Origin of the sequence: Escherichia sp. F1, assembly GCF_046764225.1 — a bacterium.
Classification (GTDB): Bacteria; Pseudomonadota; Gammaproteobacteria; order Enterobacterales; family Enterobacteriaceae; genus Escherichia; species Escherichia coli.
On record NZ_CP177202.1, the window covers coordinates 1,855,363 to 1,876,294 of the forward strand.

General features: G+C 51.9%; 18 protein-coding genes. 14 read left to right on the forward strand and 4 right to left on the reverse strand.

The window, feature by feature from the left end:
• The first annotated feature begins 201 nt into the window (after positions 1–201).
• From ACK8NJ_RS08890 to yegI, 6 genes are all read left to right on the forward strand, one after another.
• The gene (locus tag ACK8NJ_RS08890; protein WP_012767742.1) at positions 202–258 is read left to right on the forward strand and encodes a type I toxin-antitoxin system Ibs family toxin; all 57 of its coding nucleotides are present in this window, start codon (positions 202–204) and stop codon (positions 256–258) included.
• Between the two features lie 271 nt (positions 259–529).
• Positions 530–586 carry a type I toxin-antitoxin system Ibs family toxin gene (locus ACK8NJ_RS08895; protein ID WP_100249772.1) on the forward strand — a complete coding sequence of 19 codons (57 nt, stop codon included), beginning with the start codon at positions 530–532 and terminating at the stop codon, positions 584–586.
• Positions 587–858: 272 nt separating this feature from the next.
• A complete protein-coding gene (locus ACK8NJ_RS08900; protein ID WP_106372457.1) occupies positions 859–918 on the forward strand; it encodes a type I toxin-antitoxin system Ibs family toxin in 60 nt (19 codons plus the stop codon).
• 220 nt (positions 919–1,138) lie between these two features.
• Positions 1,139–1,798 (forward strand): vWA domain-containing protein, encoded by a 660-nt coding sequence (locus tag ACK8NJ_RS08905; RefSeq protein WP_000003160.1) that lies wholly within the window; start codon positions 1,139–1,141, stop codon positions 1,796–1,798.
• Complete coding sequence (gene pphC / locus ACK8NJ_RS08910) at positions 1,795–2,556, forward strand: protein-serine/threonine phosphatase PphC (protein WP_411962365.1); 762 nt, start codon at positions 1,795–1,797, stop codon at positions 2,554–2,556. The genes ACK8NJ_RS08905 and pphC overlap by 4 nt, the downstream gene beginning before the upstream one ends.
• A complete protein-coding gene (gene yegI, locus ACK8NJ_RS08915; protein WP_411962366.1) occupies positions 2,553–4,493 on the forward strand; it encodes a protein kinase YegI in 1,941 nt (646 codons plus the stop codon). Before pphC ends, yegI begins: the two co-directional genes overlap by 4 nt.
• A gap of 12 nt (positions 4,494–4,505) precedes the next feature.
• Here the strand turns inward: yegI and yegD are convergent, their stop codons facing one another.
• Positions 4,506–5,858, reverse strand: coding sequence for a molecular chaperone (gene yegD, locus ACK8NJ_RS08920; RefSeq protein WP_411962367.1), 1,353 nt, complete (start codon positions 5,856–5,858; stop codon positions 4,506–4,508).
• 133 nt (positions 5,859–5,991) lie between these two features.
• Between yegD and alkA the strand changes: the two genes are divergently transcribed.
• Positions 5,992–6,849: a DNA-3-methyladenine glycosylase 2 gene (alkA, locus tag ACK8NJ_RS08925; RefSeq protein WP_411962368.1), complete on the forward strand. Its 858-nt coding sequence runs from the start codon at positions 5,992–5,994 to the stop codon at positions 6,847–6,849.
• A gap of 37 nt (positions 6,850–6,886) precedes the next feature.
• Here the strand turns inward: alkA and ACK8NJ_RS08930 are convergent, their stop codons facing one another.
• Positions 6,887–10,204, reverse strand: coding sequence for a diguanylate cyclase (locus ACK8NJ_RS08930; protein WP_282647466.1), 3,318 nt, complete (start codon positions 10,202–10,204; stop codon positions 6,887–6,889).
• A gap of 317 nt (positions 10,205–10,521) precedes the next feature.
• Here ACK8NJ_RS08930 and udk point away from each other — a divergent pair, with 317 nt between their 5' ends.
• The 3 genes from udk (at position 10,522) to asmA (ending at position 13,711) form a co-directional block, all read left to right on the forward strand.
• Positions 10,522–11,163, forward strand: a complete 642-nt coding sequence (udk, locus tag ACK8NJ_RS08935; RefSeq protein ID WP_001295424.1) for a uridine kinase — start codon at positions 10,522–10,524, stop codon at positions 11,161–11,163.
• A 91-nt stretch (positions 11,164–11,254) separates the two neighbouring features.
• Positions 11,255–11,836 carry a dCTP deaminase gene (gene dcd / locus ACK8NJ_RS08940; RefSeq protein ID WP_001234777.1) on the forward strand — a complete coding sequence of 194 codons (582 nt, stop codon included), beginning with the start codon at positions 11,255–11,257 and terminating at the stop codon, positions 11,834–11,836.
• 21 nt (positions 11,837–11,857) lie between these two features.
• Positions 11,858–13,711 carry an outer membrane assembly protein AsmA gene (gene asmA / locus ACK8NJ_RS08945; protein WP_059341181.1) on the forward strand — a complete coding sequence of 618 codons (1,854 nt, stop codon included), beginning with the start codon at positions 11,858–11,860 and terminating at the stop codon, positions 13,709–13,711.
• 292 nt (positions 13,712–14,003) lie between these two features.
• Here the strand turns inward: asmA and ACK8NJ_RS08950 are convergent, their stop codons facing one another.
• Together ACK8NJ_RS08950 and ACK8NJ_RS08955 are read right to left on the reverse strand one after the other, a co-directional pair.
• Positions 14,004–15,587 (reverse strand): TerC family protein, encoded by a 1,584-nt coding sequence (locus tag ACK8NJ_RS08950; RefSeq protein WP_001543934.1) that lies wholly within the window; start codon positions 15,585–15,587, stop codon positions 14,004–14,006.
• 200 nt (positions 15,588–15,787) lie between these two features.
• Positions 15,788–15,937: a hypothetical protein gene (locus tag ACK8NJ_RS08955; RefSeq protein ID WP_158003987.1), complete on the reverse strand. Its 150-nt coding sequence runs from the start codon at positions 15,935–15,937 to the stop codon at positions 15,788–15,790.
• Positions 15,938–16,245: 308 nt separating this feature from the next.
• On the opposite strand from ACK8NJ_RS08955, the gene wza reads away from it, so the two are divergent.
• From wza to wcaA, 4 genes are all read left to right on the forward strand, one after another.
• On the forward strand, positions 16,246–17,385 hold the full coding sequence (gene wza / locus ACK8NJ_RS08960; protein WP_000978094.1) for a polysaccharide export protein Wza: 1,140 nt from the start codon (positions 16,246–16,248) through the stop codon (positions 17,383–17,385).
• Positions 17,386–17,390: 5 nt separating this feature from the next.
• Positions 17,391–17,834, forward strand: coding sequence for a low molecular weight protein-tyrosine-phosphatase Wzb (wzb, locus tag ACK8NJ_RS08965; RefSeq protein WP_072692542.1), 444 nt, complete (start codon positions 17,391–17,393; stop codon positions 17,832–17,834).
• Between the two features lie 2 nt (positions 17,835–17,836).
• Positions 17,837–19,999, forward strand: a complete 2,163-nt coding sequence (gene wzc, locus ACK8NJ_RS08970) for a tyrosine-protein kinase Wzc (RefSeq protein WP_411962369.1) — start codon at positions 17,837–17,839, stop codon at positions 19,997–19,999.
• Positions 20,000–20,091: 92 nt separating this feature from the next.
• Positions 20,092–20,931 (forward strand): colanic acid biosynthesis glycosyltransferase WcaA, encoded by an 840-nt coding sequence (wcaA, locus tag ACK8NJ_RS08975; protein WP_000654503.1) that lies wholly within the window; start codon positions 20,092–20,094, stop codon positions 20,929–20,931.
• The last annotated feature ends 1 nt before the right edge of the window (position 20,932 follow it).

Consider the following 20,932-nt stretch of genomic DNA (forward strand, 5'->3'; position numbering starts at 1 on the left):
AATTATGAAACACTATCGGGAATCGTCTGAATGGCGGGCACATTTGCGAGCACGCATCCAGTAATAACACATGAAACTATTTTATCTACGCGTTAGCGATAGACTACGTGCATGGCGAAAGGAGGTAAGCCGATGATTTCAGCGGGACGCTGAAACGGGAAAGCCCCTCCCGAGGAAGGGGCCATAAATAAGGAAAGGGTCATGATGAAGATACTCATCATCGTGGTGCTCTTAGTGATTAGCTACCCAGCATACTAAGACTACCAGGGCGGGGGAAACCCCGCTCTACCCTCACTCCTGAAAGTATGCCTTCACGATAAGATTGTCAATCTGCAGGCTTTGCAGTCTGCGATCCTGCCAGCAAATATTCTTTGCGAGACGTTACGCAATAATCACACTGGAAACTATTTTATCCGCAAGTCAGCGATAGACTGCATACAGGGCGAAAGGAGGTAAGCCGACGATTTCAGCGGGACGCTGAAACGGGAAAGCCCCTCCCGAGGAAGGGGCCATAAATAAGGAAAGGGTCATGATGAAGCTACTCATCATCGTGGTGCTCTTAGTCATTAGCTGGCCAGCTTACTAAGACTACCAGGGCGGGGGAAACCCCGCTCTACCCTCACTCCTGAAAGTATGCCTTCACGATAAGATTGTCAATCTGCAGGCTTTGCAGTCTGCGATCCTGCCAGCAAATATTCTTTGCGAGTCGTTACGCAATAATCACAGAGGAAACTATTTTGTTCACGCGTTAGCGATAGACTGCATTCAGGGCGAAAGGAGGTAAGCCGACGATTTCAGCGGGACGCTGAAACGGGAAACCCTCTCCCGGAGAAGAGGGCTTTTAATAAGGAAAGGGTTATGATGAAGCACGTCATCATACTGGTGATACTCTTAGTGATTAGCTTCCAGGATGACTAAGAACACCTGGGGGAGGGGGAAACCTCTCCCTAACCCTCACTCTTGAAATTATGTCACTCCGCCCTTAGTGTCAATCGACGGCTCTCCGTTCTTGCGAGGCGAATAGCAAAATTTTCTGCGCCGCCGGGCCTAATTCTGAAAGTTTCTTCGTTTGCTCTTATTTCATTATTGCAATCGGTATGATACCGGACCTCAATAATTCTCTAAGAAAGGATTTCTTATGAGCGAACAAATCACGTTTGCCACCAGCGATTTTGCCAGTAACCCGGAACCACGTTGCCCCTGCATTTTGCTGCTGGATGTTTCTGGTTCTATGAACGGTAGACCTATTAATGAACTTAACGCCGGATTGGTTACCTTTCGCGATGAGCTGCTTGCCGATTCGCTGGCCTTAAAAAGAGTGGAACTCGGCATTGTGACGTTCGGCCCGGTGCATGTGGAACAACCCTTTACCAGCGCCGCTAATTTTTTCCCGCCCATCCTGTTTGCCCAGGGCGATACACCAATGGGCGCTGCCATTACCAAAGCCCTGGATATGGTAGAGGAGCGCAAACGTGAGTATCGTGCAAATGGTATTTCGTATTATCGCCCGTGGATTTTCCTGATCACCGATGGCGCTCCAACCGATGAGTGGCAGGCTGCCGCCAACAAAGTGTTTCAGGGGGAAGAAGATAAGAAGTTTGCCTTCTTTTCCATCGGTGTTCAGGGGGCGGATATGAAGACGCTGGCCCAAATCAGCGTTCGTCAGCCTTTGCCACTGCAGGGATTACAATTCCGTGAACTGTTTAGCTGGTTATCCAGTTCGCTGCGTTCGGTTTCCCGCTCCACGCCGGGAACGGAAGTTGTGCTGGAAGCGCCAAAAGGCTGGACGTCAGTGTGAGCTGGCGTCTGGTCTATGCATCAACCGTTGGAACGTCGCACATCAGCGCGGACTTGCCTTGCCAGGATGCCTGCCAGATGCAGGTTGCCTGGTTAAATGACCAGCAGCCATTATTGTCGGTATTTGTCGCTGATGGCGCAGGCAGTGTCTCGCAGGGTGGCGAAGGCGCGATGCTCGCCGTCAATGAAGCGATGGCTTATATGTCGCAAAAAGTGCAGGGCGGGGAATTGGGGCTTAATGATGTCCTCGCCACGGATATTGTGCTGACCATTCGTCAGCGACTTTTTGCCGAGGCAGAGGCAAAAGAATTAGCGGTTCGCGATTTTGCCTGCACATTTCTGGGACTGATTTCATCGCCTGACGGCACCTTGATTATGCAGATTGGCGATGGCGGCATGGTGGTAGATTTGGGGCACGGTCTGCAACTGCCGCTCACGCCGATGGTGGGTGAATATGCCAACATGACGCACTTCATTACCGACGAAGATGCCGTTTCCAGACTGGAAACTTTCACCAGCTCTGGGCGTGCGCATAAAGTTGCAGCATTTACGGATGGTATCCAGCGACTGGCGTTAAATATGCTGGATAATTCTCCTCATGTGCCTTTCTTTACCCCGTTTTTCAATGGACTGGCGTCAGCAACGCAGGAACAACTCGATTTATTACCTGAATTGTTAAAGCAGTTTTTGTCCAGCCCGGCGGTAAACGAGCGTACCGATGATGATAAAACGTTGGCACTGGCGCTGTGGTTACCATGAAACCCACTTTATATACTGCTACTGGTGAGTGCGTTACGCCAGGCCGTGAACTGGGCAAAGGTGGCGAAGGCGCGGTTTATGATATCGAGGAGTTTGTCGATTGCGTCGCCAAGATTTATCACACGCCGCCACCCGCCTTAAAACAGGACAAACTTGCCTTTATGGCTGCGACAGCTGACGCGCAATTGTTGAATTATGTCGCCTGGCCGCAGGCAACGCTTCACGGTGGACGAGGCGGAAAAGTTATCGGTTTTATGATGCTAAAAGTTTCTGGTAAAGAACCGATTCATATGATCTATAGCCCGGCACATCGTCGCCAGAGTTACCCTCATTGTGCGTGGGATTTTCTACTCTATGTTGCGCGCAATATTGCTTCATCTTTTGCTACGGTTCACGAGCACGGGCATGTCGTGGGTGACGTAAACCAGAACAGCTTTATGGTAGGCCGTGACAGCAAAGTGGTGTTGATTGATAGCGACTCCTTTCAGATTAACGCCAATGGCACGCTGCATTTATGCGAAGTCGGCGTGTCGCATTTTACGCCGCCAGAGCTGCAAACATTGCCATCATTTGTCGGTTTTGAACGTACCGCGAATCACGATAATTTTGGCCTTGCGTTGCTGATTTTTCACGTCTTGTTTGGTGGGCGGCATCCTTATTCCGGTGTACCGCTTGTCTCTGATGCGGGTAATGCACTGGAGACGGATATTGCCCATTTCCGTTATGCCTACGCGTCAGATAATCAGCGACGTGGTTTAAAACCGCCGCCACGATCGATTCCGCTGTCGATGTTACCGGGCGATGTTGAAGCCATGTTTCAGCAGGCATTCACGGAAAGTGGCGTGGCAACCGGGCGTCCGACGGCAAAAGCGTGGGTAGCGGCACTTGATTTACTACGCCAACAGTTAAAGAAATGTACCGTTTCGGCAATGCATGTTTATCCTGCTCATTTGACCGACTGCCCGTGGTGTACGCTGGATAATCAAGGCGTTATCTATTTTATTGATCTCGGCGAAGAGGTCATTACCACCGGCGGTGATTTTGTGCTGGCGAAAGTCTGGGCAATGGTGATGGCGTCAGTAGCACCACCAGCATTGCAACTGCCATTACCCGATCATTTCCAGGCTGCTGGCAGGCCGCTTCCTTTAGGCCTGTTACGGCGTGAATACATCATTCTGATTGAGATCGCACTGTCAGCGTTATCGCTGCTGCTTTGCGGCCTTCAGGTAGAACCGCGTTATATCATTTTGGTTCCTGTGCTGGCGGCTATCTGGATTATTGGCAGCCTGACAAGCAAAGCGTACAAAGCAGAAATCCAGCAACGTCGTGAGGCGTTTAATCGCGCGAAAATGGACTATGACCATTTAGTCAGCCAGACCCAACGGTTGGGCGGGCTGGAAGGTTTTATAACCAAACGGACGATGCTCGAAAAAATGAAGGACGAAATTCTTGGGTTACCGGAAGAAGAAAAGCGCGATCTGGCAGCACTTCAGGACACCGCAAGGGAACGGCAGAAGCAGAAGTTTCTGGAGGGATTTTTTATTGATGTTGCCTCTATTCCCGGCGTTGGCCCTGCGCGTAAAGCGGCGTTACGGTCCTTTGGTATTGAAACGGCGGCAGACGTTACCCGACGGAGCGTTAAGCAAGTGAAAGGTTTTGGTGATCATCTGACCCAGGCGGTTATCGACTGGAAAGCGAGTTGCGAACGCCGTTTTGTTTTCAGGCCGAACGAAGCGGTAACGCCTGCAGACAGACAAGCGGTAATGGCAAAAATGGCCGCCAAACGACATCGGCTGGAATCGGCGCTGACTGTCGGTGCGACAGAGTTGCAGCGATTCCGCCTTCATGCTCCAGCACGGACCATGCCGTTGATGGAACCGTTACGTCAGGCGGCAGAAAAACTGGCTCAGGCGCAGGCAGATTTAAGCCGCTGCTGAGCCATTTTTCAATTAACGAAACACCACTTCCGCCCAGCGTGCCAGCCCGGCGGTGACGGAGCCAAAGTCATCGCCGCCTGTAATCGGAATGCCCGGCAACTGTTCTGCCAGCGCTTTTTTAATCAGCGGTGAACGGGCGCTACCGCCGGTCAGATAGATAACATCCGGTTTTTCCTGGGCGTTATCCAGCGCCAGTTGCACCTGTTCCAGAATCCGCGCCAGTGGCTGGTTGAGGGCGCTTTCCAGCCCTTGCTGGCTAATCAGCGTAGCCAGTTCATCGCTGATAAACGGCAGTGAGGCGCGGGTTTCCGCTACGCTTGAAAGCGCAATTTTGCTCTCTTCTGCGCTACGTACCAGGCGATAGCTTAAACGCTGACGCCAGACTTTCTGTAACAGGGCCACTTTATCCGGTTCGCGGGCATCGCGTACCAGATCGTTAAGCAAACGACCGTTGGCACTACTGTAGAAATCACTTTGCGCAGGTACGTCGTTGATGGCAACCGCATTCCACCACGGCAGAATTGGCAGGGCGATGCCTTTTTCGGTTTCGCCACCCATGCCCAGTAACGGCATCAGGTTTTTAAACGCCAGTGCGATATCCAGATCGTTACCGCCAATACGGCAACCACTGTGACCCAGCAGGCTGGCTTCACGATCGAGACGCGAACGCCACTGCGGCCCCATCAGCAGCAATGAACAGTCAGTCGTACCACCGCCGATATCCACCACCAGCACCCGTTTTTCTTCCTGCAAGGTGGCTTCGTAATCCAGCCCAGCCGCGACCGGCTCGTACTGGAATACCACATCCTTAAACCCGGCACGCTTCGCCGCGCGTTCCAGAATCCCCTGCGCCTGGGTGTTTGCTTCATCGCCGCCAAGCCCCTGGAAGTTGATAGGGCGACCAATCACCGCCTGAGTAATCGCATCCGGCAGCTGTGCCTGCGCCTGCTGGCGAATGTGCAACATCATTGCGCAGACCAGATCCTCAAACAGCGCTACCTGCTGCGGTTTTAAGCCGCTGGCACCGAGGAACGATTTTGGTGATTTCACAAACCACACTTCATCTGGATCATCAATGTACTGTGCCAGTGAGGAAAGACCGAACTGCACGCTTTTCGCCGTAACATCGATATCTTCTTCGCGGTTATAACGAATCGCCCGACGCAACAGCGCCTGCGTTTCATCGTCGTCTGCCGGAACATCATGATGGCGGTACAGCCATTCGCTTACCGCTTCACGCGTTGGCGCGCAAAGCATTGAAGGCAGCAGCGTGCTGTCGTTTTCCATTTTCAGTAATTGCGGCTTACCGTCGCGCATGACCGCCACTGAACAGTTTGCTGTACCGTAATCAAAACCAATAAACACGAAATAATCCCCATGCCGGTGAAGAAGGGGCGTGACTTTAGCGAAATGTTGCCGTCGCGACAACCGGAATATGAAAGCAAAGCGTAACGTCTGAATAACGTTTATGCTGAAAGCGGATTAACAAGGAGATGCGATGTATACCCTGAACTGGCAGCCGCCGTATGACTGGTCGTGGTTGTTGGGATTTCTCGCCGCCCGTGCGGTGAACGGTGTGGAAACGGTCGCTGACGATTATTATGCCCGTAGTCTGGCGGTGGGCGAATATCGCGGCGTGGTGACTGCTATTCCGGATATAGCCCGCCATACTCTGCACATAAATTTAAGTGCAGGTTTAGAACCTGTTGCCGCAGAGTGTCTGGCGAAAATGAGCCGCCTGTTTGATCTGCAATGTAACCCGCAGATTGTTAACGGTGCGTTGGGCAAGTTAGGCGCGGCGCGGCCCGGATTGCGTTTACCCGGCAGTGTTGATGCTTTTGAGCAGGGCGTGCGGGCGATTTTAGGCCAGCTGGTGAGCGTGGCGATGGCGGCAAAATTGACCGCCAGAGTGGCACAGCTTTATGGCGAACGGCTGGATGATTTTCCGGATTATGTCTGCTTCCCCACGCCTCAGCGGCTGGCAGCAGCCGACCCGCAGGCATTAAAAGCGTTAGGTATGCCGTTGAAACGGGCAGAGGCGCTGATTAATCTGGCAAATGCGGCGCTGGAGGGCACCTTACCAATGACAATTCCGGGCGACGTAGAGCAAGCGATGAAAACGCTGCAAACTTTTCCGGGTATCGGGCGCTGGACGGCGAATTATTTCGCCTTACGTGGCTGGCAGGCGAAAGATGTTTTCCTGCCGGATGATTATCTGATTAAACAGCGATTTCCGGGAATGACACCGGCACAAATCCGCCGTTATGCCGAACGCTGGAAGCCCTGGCGTTCTTATGCGCTGTTGCATATCTGGTATACGGAAGGCTGGCAACCAGACGGAACGGACGAATTGTAGGCCTGATACGCCGCATCAGGCGATGGGGAAGCACGCCTTAGTTAATCGCGAAATAACTGCTATTCACCAGCAAATCCAGCGGTTGGGCATCGGCAATCACATCGCCATAAATCAGATCGACGCCGATGCCAGAAAGCGTATCCATCACCAGGGGTAAAACTACTGGCCCGGCGATGGTCTTCATCCCGAGCCGCTGAGCGTGCCCCTGAATGATCGTAATCAGCATCTCATCCATCAAATTTCCCTGCACGTTGGCGCATAACTCACCATCAAGTAGCAGGTAATCTGCCATATTCGCTTTCAGCGAGTTGAAGATTTGCAGATCGCGGCCCACCTGACTGAATACGATCCGACATCCCGCCAGCCGCAGTTTTTGCACGTTTTCTGCGTGATCTAAAATCGCGTCTGCCGGAATAATCAGATGTAATAACCGTGGTGGTAGAGGGCTATTTTCCAGCTGCTCAATTAGTTCATTCACCAGCGTGGCGCTACTCAAACCGGCAACGGAAAGCGGGAGGGCGATGCTTATACCTTTACTGGCAACCGCTTTGGCGGCCTGCTGGAAAAAATCGTGGAATATCCGTCGGTCAAGAGCATGGCTAAGTGCCGGATCGCTGAAGCTACGACGAAATGTTTGTTCATCAATAATCTCGCCTTCGCAACTCCAGAGCTTAAGTGAAATCAGCCACAAATTACGCGCTTGCGGGATCCGCGGCGAAGCGACACCGTGGGCGATCATCATCAACTGATTCTCTTTAATCATCCGCCACTGTTCATCAAGCGACATCGCCGCCCGTTCGCTATGTGCGGTAGCTTGCTGCGGTTCGTAAATCGTCACCCGGCCCCGGCCACCATTTTTGGAGGCATAACAGGCGATATCAGCCTGCGACATCACTTCAGCCGCCTGATGATTGTTGTCATCAATCAAGGTAATCCCGGCACTGGCACCTACCCGATGTACACGTCCTTCCCAGATAAAGTGATAGTCATTCACGGCGCTGATAATGCGTGTAGCGATAAAACGCGCACTTTCGACATTACAATCTGGCAGCAGCAGACCAAATTCATCGCCACCGAGTCGCGCCAGCACGTCGCTGGAGCGCAGCATACTCAGCATCAACGACGCCAGTTCGCGCAGTAAAGCATCGCCAGCGGCGTGCCCGGCGCTGTCATTCACCGCTTTAAAGCGATCAAGATCGATAAACACCAGTGCATGTCGCTGATGTGTACTGTTTACCGTTTGCAGCAGGATACGCAGTTGCTTCTCAAAACTGGCGCGATTGGCGAGATGCGTCAGTGCATCATGGGAGGCGCTGTAGCTCAGCTGGCGCAGCATTTTGCGTGATTCGGTGACGTCCTGAATCACCAGAACCGAGCCTATATTGCTGCCGTCCAGAGTACTTAACGGCGTAATACTGTAATGCACGTCGTAGCTGCCGCCGCTCCGGCAGTGCAACACCACATCTTGTTCAATCGCGGAACGTGAGGTGTCGGCACTGTAAATGTTCTCCATTAATGGTCCGTTGTCGCCAAAAGTAATATGCAACACCGTCAGGAGCGGAACACCTAATGCTTCTTCCTGCGTCCAGCCGCTCATCTTCTCCGCTACCGGATTCATAAAGGTAATTTTCATCGCCATATCAATACAGACCACGGCTTCGCCGATGGAATCCAGCGTAATGTGCAGGCGCTCTTTTTCCTGAAACAATGCCTCGTTAAGCTGTTTCACTTCGGTCATATCCATATTAATGCCGAGCAGGCGTTCGACTTCGCCTTCTTTATTCAGTACCCGGTTAGCGAGGGCGCGGATATGGCGAATGCCGTCTTTCACGGTAATGCGAAATTCCAGTTTAAAGGGAGAGCGTGATTGCAATGAATCGCGAATCACTTTTTCGGCGTGCTGGCGATCTTCCGGCAGCACGCACTCGTACCACACCTGCCAGTTCGGTTTGATATGCGGAGGAATTTCATACAGCTCGAACATCCGCTTATCCCAGCTAAAAATATTCGGCTTAAGCTCCCACTCCCAGATGCCAATTCCGCCCGCTTCGTTAGCCAGCGTGATGCGCTCCATCAGTTGCTGGTTCACCTGTTCGGTGCGTTTTAGCTCGTTTATGTCTTCAATCTGAGCGATAAAATAGAGCGGCGTACCATCGGTGTGGCGCACCAGTGAGACGGCAAGCAACGCCCAGACAACATCGCCATTGCGGTTGTAGTAGCGTTTTTCCATTGAATAGGTGTTTATTTCACCGCTGATCAGCTTTTCAACCTGTTGCAGATCTTTATTGAGATCCTCCGGCCAGGTCAGTTGCTGAAAGGTGAGTCCGCGCAGTTCTTCCTGACTGTAACCGAGAAACTGGCAGAGCGCTTTGTTGGATTGCAGCCATTGTCCCTCGGTGCCCACTAATGCCATGCCAATAGCGGAATATTCCATCGCGTTCCGAAAGCGGGTTTCGCTTTCAGAGATGTGTTTGCGTTCCGCACGAAAGGCATACATCACCATGGTCATGATGTTGGCGGGCAGCAGGATCAGCAAAAACGGTAGCCACGGCATATGGCTCATCAGGTATGTACGCGGCGTAGCAAGCAGGGAGGGATCAGCGGCCATCATCAGTGACACCATCATCACCGTGGTAAGGAAGATCAAAAAGGCTTCCATTCGTGGCAGGCGCACGGCGCTCCACATCAACAGCACAATAATGAAAGTAAAAGGCCACGGCAGATACAGCATCGAAAGCCAGCTTAACGTCAGTGTGATGGCTAACGTGAGCAGCGACTCAAAAAGCAACCGTGGGTTGCGATGGCGCAGCAGATAGTGTGGTTTAAATAACAACCCCAGCGGCACCAGTGCCAGTGCGCCGATGGATTCTGAAAGTACCCATATCAAAAATGCCCTGAGAGGATCGTCTCCGGGCGTCAGCAGGACAACCAGAACACCCCCCAACAGAGGCGGAACAATGGCGCTGCCGAGTGCCAGACGCAGCCAGTCAGCCAGATTTTGCAATGGGTTATACCACGGCAGCAATTTACGCAGTAGCACTGCCCCGACCACGGCTTCAACAATATTGATGGTCGTCCAGGTCATGTTCAGCGAGCTGGTGGAAAAAAGCAGGATGGATGCGGCGATATTTCCCAGCGAGCAGCTCAGCGCAATCCCCGGCCACATGCGCCCGGCATGGCGATAAAACGCCACCATCATGATGGACGTCGGGAACCACAATGGGGCGAGTTGGGTGCCAAACTGCGAAAGCTCAAGCGAGAAAAGGGTAAAGATAAACGAGACTAAACCTAAACTGACCAGGTGAAGCAGCGGGTGGGGCAGGGCAATTAATACATGCTGTGATTGTTTGCTCATTACCGCTTTATCCGCAAGACCAGGTCGCCAGTATTCGTTTCTGTGTTTATGCTAGTACAAAAGTTTTACATTTTATATGCGAATTGCTCATAAAGTGACGTAAAGGCGGATAATTTGCGCAACTTCGTATAACAATTTTTACCTTGCATTAAAACTGAACAACGTAATTTGCCACCGGGAATTATTCGTCAACAATTACTCTGAGCGCGCGGCAACGCTATTCGACTGGTATCAGGCGGATGAAATCCCTATAATTGCCGCGTTTGGCGCTTCGTCGCCCCCTTCCTAACATCCAGGTTAATCAGGTCGCTAAATATATGACTGATCAGTCTCATCAGTGCGTCATTATCGGTATCGCTGGCGCATCGGCTTCCGGCAAGAGTCTTATTGCCAGTACCCTTTATCGTGAATTACGTGAGCAAGTCGGTGATGAACACATCGGCGTAATTCCCGAAGACTGCTATTACAAAGATCAAAGCCATCTGTCGATGGAAGAACGCGTTAAGACCAACTACGACCATCCCAGCGCGATGGATCACAGCCTGTTGCTTGAGCATTTACAAGCGTTGAAACGCGGCTCGGCAATTGACCTGCCGGTTTACAGCTATGTTGAACATACGCGTATGAAAGAAACGGTGACGGTTGAGCCGAAGAAAGTCATCATTCTCGAAGGCATTTTGCTGCTAACGGATGCGCGTTTGCGTGACGAACTTAACTTCTCAATTTTCGTTGATACCCCGCTGGATATCTGCCTGATGCGCCGCATCAAGCGTGACGTTAACGAGCGTGGGCGTTCAATGGATTCAGTGATGGCGCAATATCAAAAAACCGTGCGTCCGATGTTCCTGCAATTCATTGAGCCTTCTAAACAATATGCGGACATTATCGTGCCGCGCGGCGGGAAAAACCGCATCGCCATCGATATATTGAAAGCGAAAATAAGTCAGTTCTTTGAATAAGCTTGATAAATTGTGTACCGTTCAGTGATAACCTGGTATGCCCTTGACGTAATTGGCGTTAAGGGAGTGATGCGCGAAAGGAGAAAATGCCATGCGTCTGTGTGACCGAGATATTGAAGCCTGGCTTGATGAAGGCCGTTTGTCGATCAACCCACGTCCGCCAGTGGAGCGTATTAATGGCGCGACGGTGGATGTGCGCCTGGGCAATAAATTTCGTACCTTCCGTGGTCACACGGCAGCGTTTATCGATCTGAGCGGTCCCAAAGATGAAGTGAGCGCCGCGCTTGACCGCGTGATGAGCGATGAGATCGTACTCGATGAAAGCGAGGCGTTTTATCTTCACCCAGGAGAGCTGGCGCTGGCGGTGACGCTGGAGTCGGTGACGCTGCCAGCCGATCTGGTGGGATGGCTGGACGGTCGTTCCTCACTGGCGCGTCTGGGGCTTATGGTGCACGTCACCGCGCACCGTATCGATCCGGGCTGGTCTGGCTGCATTGTGCTGGAGTTCTACAACTCCGGTAAGTTGCCGCTGGCGCTGCGTCCGGGCATGTTAATTGGTGCGCTGAGCTTTGAGCCGCTTTCCGGCCCGGCGGCGCGACCTTACAATCGCCGTGAAGATGCGAAATATCGCAACCAGCAGGGCGCGGTAGCCAGCCGAATCGATAAAGACTAATTCAGGCCCATTGAGGATACCATGAGACGATTTCTGACGACGCTGATGATACTCCTGGTCGTGCTGGTGGCCGGGTTATCTGCGTTAGTGTTGCTGGTGAATCCGAATGATTTCCGCGACTATATGGTCAAGCAAGTTGCTGCACGTAGCGGTTATCAATTGCAGCTCGACGGGCCACTGCGTTGGCACGTCTGGCCGCAGCTTAGTATCCTCTCCGGGCGAATGTCTCTCACCGCCCAGGGCGCGAGCCAGCCACTGGTTCGCGCCGACAACATGCGTCTGGACGTGGCGCTTTTACCACTACTGAGTCATCAACTGAGCGTTAAGCAGGTGATGCTAAAAGGGGCAGTGATCCAACTGACGCCGCAGACGGAAGCGGTGCGCAGTGAAGACGCTCCGGTTGCACCGCGCGACAATACCTTGCCGGATCTGTCAGACGATCGCGGATGGTCGTTTGATATATCCAGTCTTAAGGTGGCGGACAGCGTGCTGGTGTTCCAGCATGAAGATGACGAGCAGGTGACAATCCGCAATATCCGTCTGCAAATGGAACAAGATCCCCAACATCGTGGCTCATTTGAGTTCTCCGGGCGGGTTAATCGCGATCAGCGCGATCTCACGATATCCCTTAACGGTACGGTAGATGCTTCTGATTATCCGCATGATTTAACGGCGGCTATTGAACAAATTAACTGGCAGTTGCAGGGTGCAGATTTACCAAAACAAGGTATTCAGGGGCAGGGGAGTTTCCAGGCCCAGTGGCAGGAGTCACATAAACGCCTTTCATTTAACCAAATTAGTTTGACCGCCAATGACAGTACGCTGAGCGGGCAAGCACAGGTCACGCTGACAGAGCAACCGGAATGGCAGCTGAGACTGCAATTTCCGCAACTGAATCTTGACAACCTCATCCCGCTTAATGAAACAGCGAACGGTGAAAACGGTGCCGCGCAGCAGGGGCAGAGCCAATCAACGTTGCCGCGCCCGGTCATTTCTTCGCGTATTGATGAACCGGCCTATCAGGGACTGCAAGGCTTTACGGCTGATATTTTGTTGCAGGCCAGTAACGTGCGCTGGCGCGGAATGAATTTTACAGATGTTGCCACGCAAATGACCAACAAGTCGGGTTTGCTGGAAATTACTCAACTGCAGGGCAAACTTAACGGTGGACAGGTTTCACTGCCGGGCACGCTGGACGCGACATCAATAAATCCGCGGATAAACTTCCAGCCACGGCTGGAAAACGTTGAGATTGGTACCATTCTGAAGGCGTTTAACTATCCGATTTCGTTGACCGGAAAGATGTCACTGGCTGGTGATTTCTCCGGTGCTGACATAGATGCCGACGCATTCCGCCATAACTGGCAAGGACAGGCACATGTCGAAATGACCGACACGCGCATGGAAGGGATGAACTTCCAGCAGATGATTCAGCAAGCGGTAGAACGTAATGGTGGTGATGTGAAGGCCGCTGAAAACTTCGATAACGTAACGCGTCTTGACCGCTTTACCACCGATTTGACGTTGAAGGATGGCGTCGTGACGTTAAACGACATGCAAGGTCAATCGCCCATGCTGGCGCTTTCCGGGGCTGGTACGTTGAATCTGGCGGAGCAAACCTGTGACACCCAGTTTGATATTCGGGTCGTGGGGGGCTGGAACGGGGAAAGCAAACTGATTGATTTCCTCAAAGAAACGCCAGTACCGCTGCGGGTTTATGGCAACTGGCAGCAACTCAATTACAGTCTGCAAGTGGATCAGTTACTGCGCAAACATCTACAGGACGAAGCGAAACGTCGCCTGAATGACTGGGCCGAGCGGAATAAAGATTCCCGCAATGGCAAAGATGTGAAGAAGTTACTGGAGAAGATGTAGGTTACCAGGTGACCTGTCCTGTAGGCCTGATAAAACGCGTAAAGCGTCGCATCAGGCGTTCGTGGCGGCACCATTATATTCTGAATATGTAAGATCGAAGGCTGTTCCGTTCACTTGATGTTCCTCGCTACTATGGAACGCTCAAGCCGGTGAACGTGCCAGGGTGGCTCAATCTCCACCACCCTGGCAACCCGGACCCACCCCCCCGCTGTGATGTCCGTTTACCACAGACAATGCTTCATTGCTGAAGTTATAAGGCGTTACGCAGCATTGGGTAAAATGGCCGATACCATCACACCTCGTACTCCATCTCGCTATCCTTACGCAGCGGTATAATCTGCACCTTCTGCACGCGATGGCTTTCCACCTGCAACGTTTTAAGCAAATAATCCCCCACCTGAACTTCTTCGCCAGGTTTTGGAATACGCTGCAAATATTCCATCAGCAGCCCGGCAATGGTGTGATATTCGCGTTTCTCATCCAGCGGTAGCGGCACATATTGCACCAGATCTTCCAGTGGCATATGACCATTCGCCGTCCAGGAACCGTCGGCGTTTTTCTGAATATCATGGCGGGCGTCGATCTCTTCCACTTCGTTCGGCAAGTTACCGGCAATAGTTTCCGTGACGTCACTTAATGTCACAATCCCTTCCACCGAGCCAAACTCATCCACTACAAAAGCAAAGTGCGTGCGGGCATTACGGAACTGCTCCAGGGCAGGTAACAACGGCAAGGTTTCAGGGAACACCAGCGGCTGGCGAATCAATACCCGCAGGTTGAGCGGTTCGCCGCGCAGTGACTGTTGTAGCAGGTCGATAACGTGAACAACACCGAGCAAATCTTCTGCGTCATCGCCATCAGTAACGACAAGCCGCGTATGCTGATTTCGCTCCAGCAACTGGCGGATCTCGTCTTCCGGCGCGTTGAGATCGATATGCTCAATATCGTGGCGCGAGGTCATAATGCTGCTGACGGTACGCTGATTAAGATTAAGTACCCGCTCAATCATCCGCCGTTCCTGCGGATTAAAGATCTGCTGGTTACCATGATCCACCAGCATGGACGCGGTTTCGGCGTCCAGTTCCGCATCTTCTTTTTGCCCGCTAAGCAGGCGCATTACCGCTTCGGTAGTCCGCTGGCGCAGTGTCTGGTTAGCGGAAAGAAAACGTCGCCGGTTAAAGATAGCCAACTGATTGAGCGCCTCGATCATCACCGAGAAACCAATAGCAGCGTACAGGTAGCCTTTCGGAATGACGAAGCCGAAACCTTCTGCCACCAGGCTAAAGCCAATCATCAACAGGAAGCTTAAGCAGAGAATAACGATGGTCGGGTGACTGTTAACAAATTGCGTTAACGGCTTGCTGGCCATCAACATCAGGCTAATAGCGATAACGACGGCGGCCATCATGACCAGTAAATGGTCGACCATCCCGACGGCGGTAATCACCGAGTCGAGTGAGAAGATGGCGTCCAGTACCACAATTTGTGTCACCACCCCCCAGAACTTCGCACCTTTGCGTTGCGTGGGGTTATTGCTGTCTTTCCCTTCCAGCCGTTCGTTCAGCTCCATCGTGGCTTTGAACAGCAGGAAGAAACCACCAAACAGCATGATTAAGTCGCGGGCGCTAAAGGTAAACGAGCGAAAGCTGAATAGCGGTTGTGTCAGGGTGACCAGCCAGGAGATTGACGCCAGCAGTAACAGGCGCATTAACATCGCCAGCAGCAGCCCGGTAACCCGTGCGCGGTCGCGCTGCTTCGGCGGTAGTTTTTCGGCGAGGATGGCAATAAAGACCAGGTTATCAATGCCGAGGACCAGTTCGATCACAATCAGCGTGATTAACCCGGCCCAGATAGACGGATCGGCAATCCATTCCATAGTAAGTACAAAACCTATTCGTTGTATGACAAATGTCACAATTCGATCATGGATAAATCGGGGCAAAAATGCAATGTTGCAGCACTATTTATCTCATATTATTTGAGGTTTATAACCTCACATTATCCCTGAATTAAAAGTGGTAATAATAAAACATTATTTAAGAAATATCGCATGTGGAGACACTATATTAAATATTGTCAACCTAAAGAAACTCCTAAAAACCATATTGAATGACACTTAATATAATTCTTAAAAATAGCCAATTGCCGAATTGTTACCTTGCCTACTATTCCGTTAGCTGTAACACTTCCTCCTGCATTATTGGAGAGCCAATATTCAATTACCATAATGTCACCTTATATTCGGAAGTTAATTTCCGCAATAACCCTTTCTCATCAACGACTGTATGTTGAGAGGGTTTTAAAAATTAAGCTAAATCAGTGTATTGGTAGCTAAAAAGCCAGGGGCGGTAGCGTGTCTGGATGCCTGAAAGACCAGTCTGAATTATTCTGTCAATAGCCTGCGGATGAAATCAATTTTTTTAGGACTGATGCCAGTTATATTTTTATTCAATTAACTGCAAGGTAAATGTGCATGGCGACATTGCTATTAACAGTGCACAGGATAATTACTCTGCCAAAGTGATAAATAAACAATGATGAAATCCAAAATGAAATTGATGCCATTATTGGTGTCAGTAACCTTGATAAGCGGTTGCACAGTACTTCCGGGCAGCAATATGTCGACGATGGGCAAAGACGTCATCAAACAGCAGGACGCTGATTTCGATCTCGACAAAATGGTGAATGTTTATCCGTTGACCCCGCGCCTGATTGATCAATTACGCCCACGACCCAACGTAGCGCGCCCCAATATGACGCTGGAAAGCGAGATCGCGAATTACCAGTATCGCGTCGGGCCGGGGGACGTTCTTAATGTCACCGTCTGGGATCACCCGGAACTTACCACGCCAGCCGGTCAGTACCGCAGCTCCAGCGACACCGGCAACTGGGTACAGCCTGACGGCACCATGTTCTACCCGTATATCGGCAAAGTTCACGTGGTGGGGAAAACGCTCGCTGAAATCCGCAGTGATATTACCGGGCGCTTAGCGACGTACATCGCTGACCCGCAGGTGGACGTTAATATCGCCGCCTTCCGCTCGCAAAAAGCGTATATCTCAGGTCAGGTGAATAAATCCGGTCAACAGGCCATCACCAACGTACCACTGACCATTCTCGATGCCATCAACGCCGCAGGTGGCCTGACCGACACCGCTGACTGGCGCAACGTGGTGCTAACACACAATGGTCGTGAAGAACGCATTTCTTTGCAGGCGCTGATGCAAAACGGCGACCTCAATCAGAACCGACTGCTTTATCCCGGCGATATTCTCTACGTGCCGCGTAATGATGATCTGAAAGTATTTGTGATGGGTGAAGTGAAAAAACAGAGCACCCTGAAAATGGACTTTAGCGGCATGACCCTGACTGAAGCCCTGGGCAATGCTGAAGGCATCGACATGACCACCTCCAACGCCAGCGGCATCTTTGTCATTCGTCCGCTGAAAGGCGAGGGCGGGCGTAACGGCAAGATTGCCAATATCTATCAGCTGGATATGTCCGATGCCACGTCGCTGGTGATGGCGACAGAATTCCGCCTGCAACCTTATGACGTGGTGTATGTCACCACCGCACCGGTTTCCCGCTGGAACCGTCTGATCAATCAGTTGCTGCCAACTATTAGCGGTGTCCGTTACATGACGGATACAGCCAGCGACATTCATAACTGGTAATCGTCATGTTTAACAACATCTTAGTTGTCTGTGTCGGCAATATTTGCCGTTCCCCGACGGCGGAACGCTTACTGCAACGTTATCACCCGGAGCTAAAAGTGGAGTCCGCTGGACTCGGCGCGCTGGTCGGAAAGGGCGCTGATCCTACCGCTATCAGCGTCGCCGCAGAACATCAACTGTCTCTGGAAGGTCATTGCGCACGGCAAATCAGCCGCCGTCTGTGTCGCAACTACGACCTGATTTTGACCATGGAAAAGCGCCATATCGAACGCTTATGCGAGATGGCACCGGAGATGCGCGGCAAAGTGATGCTGTTTGGTCACTGGGATAACGAACGTGAAATCCCCGATCCGTATCGCAAAAGCCGGGAAACGTTTGCAGCGGTGTACACATTACTTGAACGGTCTGCCCGCCAGTGGGCGCAGGCATTGAACGCAGAGCAGGTATAAGAATGACAGAAAAAGTAAAACAACATGCCGCTCCGGTAACGGGCAGTGATGAAATCGATATTGGTCGCCTGGTCGGCACCGTCATTGAAGCGCGCTGGTGGGTGATTGGCATCACCGCTGTATTTGCCCTCTGTTCCGTGGTTTACACTTTCTTCGCCACGCCGATTTATAGTGCCGACGCACTGGTACAAATCGAGCAAAACAGCGGCAATTCGTTAGTGCAGGACATTGGTTCGGCATTAGCCAACAAACCGCCAGCATCGGACGCCGAGATCCAGTTGATTCGTTCACGTCTGGTGCTTGGTAAAACGGTGGACGATCTCGACCTCGATATTGCAGTGAGCAAAAACACGTTCCCGATTTTCGGTGCGGGCTGGGATCGCCTGATGGGACGCCAGAACGAGACGGTAAAAGTGACCACCTTTAACCGCCCGAAAGAGATGGCGGAACAGGTGTTTACGCTTAATGTGCTGGACGATAAAAACTACACTCTGAGCAGCGATGGCGGCTTTAGCGCCCGTGGGCAAGCGGGTCAGATGCTGAAAAAAGAAGGCGTCACGCTGATGGTTGAAGCCATTCACGCCAGCCCGGGTAGTGAGTTTACCGTCACCAAATACTCCACGCTGGGGATGATCAATCAACTGCAAAACAGCCTGACGGTAACGGAGAACGGCAAAGACGCAGGCGTACTGAGCCTGACTTATACCGGTGAAGATCGCGAACAGATCCGCGACATTCTTAACAGCATCGCTCGTAACTATCAGGAACAAAATATTGAGCGCAAATCGGCGGAAGCGTCGAAAAGCCTCGCTTTCCTCGCGCAACAGTTACCGGAAGTACGTAGCCGCCTTGATGTTGCCGAAAACAAACTGAATGCCTTCCGTCAGGATAAAGATTCTGTTGATCTGCCGCTGGAAGCGAAAGCGGTGCTCGATTCGATGGTGAACATCGACGCGCAGTTGAACGAACTGACCTTTAAAGAAGCGGAAATCTCCAAGCTGTACACCAAAGTTCACCCGGCGTATCGCACGCTGCTGGAGAAACGGCAGGCGCTGGAAGACGAAAAAGCCAAACTTAATGGTCGCGTAACGGCGATGCCGAAAACCCAGCAGGAAATTGTCCGTCTGACCCGCGATGTCGAGTCTGGGCAGCAGGTCTATATGCAACTGCTGAATAAAGAACAGGAGCTGAAAATCACCGAAGCCAGCACCGTCGGCGATGTGCGCATTGTTGACCCGGCAATCACCCAGCCTGGCGTGCTGAAACCCAAGAAAGGGCTGATTATCCTCGGCGCGATTATCCTCGGCCTGATGCTCTCTATCGTGGGTGTGCTGCTGCGCTCGTTGTTCAATCGCGGCATCGAAAGCCCACAGGTGCTGGAAGAACACGGTATTAGCGTCTATGCCAGCATCCCGCTGTCGGAATGGCAGAAAGCGCGCGATAGCGTCAAAACCATCAAAGGGGTTAAACGCTATAAACAGAGCCAGCTACTGGCGGTGGGGAATCCAACCGATCTGGCGATTGAAGCCATCCGCAGTCTGCGTACCAGTCTGTACTTCGCGATGATGCAGGCGCAGAACAATGTGTTGATGATGACCGGGGTTAGCCCGTCAATCGGTAAAACCTTTGTCTGCGCTAACCTGGCGGCGGTGATCAGTCAGACCAATAAACGGGTGTTGTTGATCGACTGCGATATGCGCAAAGGCTACACCCACGAGCTGTTGGGCACCAATAACGTCAATGGCCTGTCGGAAATTTTGATTGGTCAGGGCGATATTACTACCGCTGCTAAACCGACCTCTATTGCCAAATTTGACCTGATCCCGCGCGGTCAGGTGCCGCCAAATCCTTCTGAACTGTTGATGAGCGAACGCTTTGCCGAACTGGTGAACTGGGCGAGTAAAAACTATGACCTGGTGTTGATTGATACGCCGCCGATTCTGGCAGTGACCGATGCGGCAATTGTTGGTCGTCATGTCGGAACGACGTTAATGGTGGCGCGTTATGCGGTCAACACCTTGAAAGAAGTGGAAACCAGTCTGAGCCGCTTTGAGCAAAACGGTATTCCGGTGAAAGGGGTGATTTTGAACTCCATCTTCCGCCGCGCCAGCGCGTATCAGGATTATGGCTATTACGAATACGAATATAAGTCGGACGCGAAATAACGACGCCTGCATTCGCACCGCCCCGTAGGCCGGATAAGGCGTTCACGCCGCATCCGGCAAGCAAACCAGCTCATAAGCCGGGAGAACAACCTATGAAAGACAATCCGCTGATCTCAATCTATATGCCGACCTGGAACCGCCAACAACTGGCGATTCGGGCGATAAAATCGGTCCTGCGCCAGGACTACAGTAACTGGGAGATGATCATCGTGGATGATTGCTCCACCTCCTGGGAACAGCTGCAACAGTACGTCACCGCCCTCAACGACCCGCGTATCACCTACATTCACAACGACATTAACAGCGGGGCGTGCGCGGTACGTAACCAGGCGATTATGCTGGCGCAAGGGGAATACATCACCGGGATCGATGATGATGATGAATGGACACCCAACCGCCTGAGCGTCTTCCTCGCCCATAAACAGCAACTGGTCACACACGCCTTTTTGTACGCTAACGACTACGTTTGCCAGGGCGAAGTCTATTCCCAACCGGCAAGTTTGCCGCTGTATCCCAAATCGCCGTATTCACGCCGCCTGTTCTACAAACGCAATATCATTGGCAATCAGGTCTTTACCTGGGCGTGGCGTTTCAAAGAGTGTTTGTTCGATACCGAACTGAAAGCGGCACAGGATTACGACATTTTCCTGCGGATGGTGGTGGAGTACGGCGAACCGTGGAAAGTAGAAGAGGCGACGCAGATCCTGCATATCAATCACGGCGAAATGCAGATCACCTCGTCACCGAAAAAATTCTCCGGATACTTCCACTTTTACCGCAAGCACAAAGACAAATTTGACCGCGCCAGCAAAAAATATCAGCTGTTTACCCTCTACCAGATCCGCAATAAACGCATGACCTGGCGCACCTTGCTGACGCTGCTGTCGGTGCGTAACGGCAAACGTCTGGCTGATGGTATTCGGGGGCGCTAAA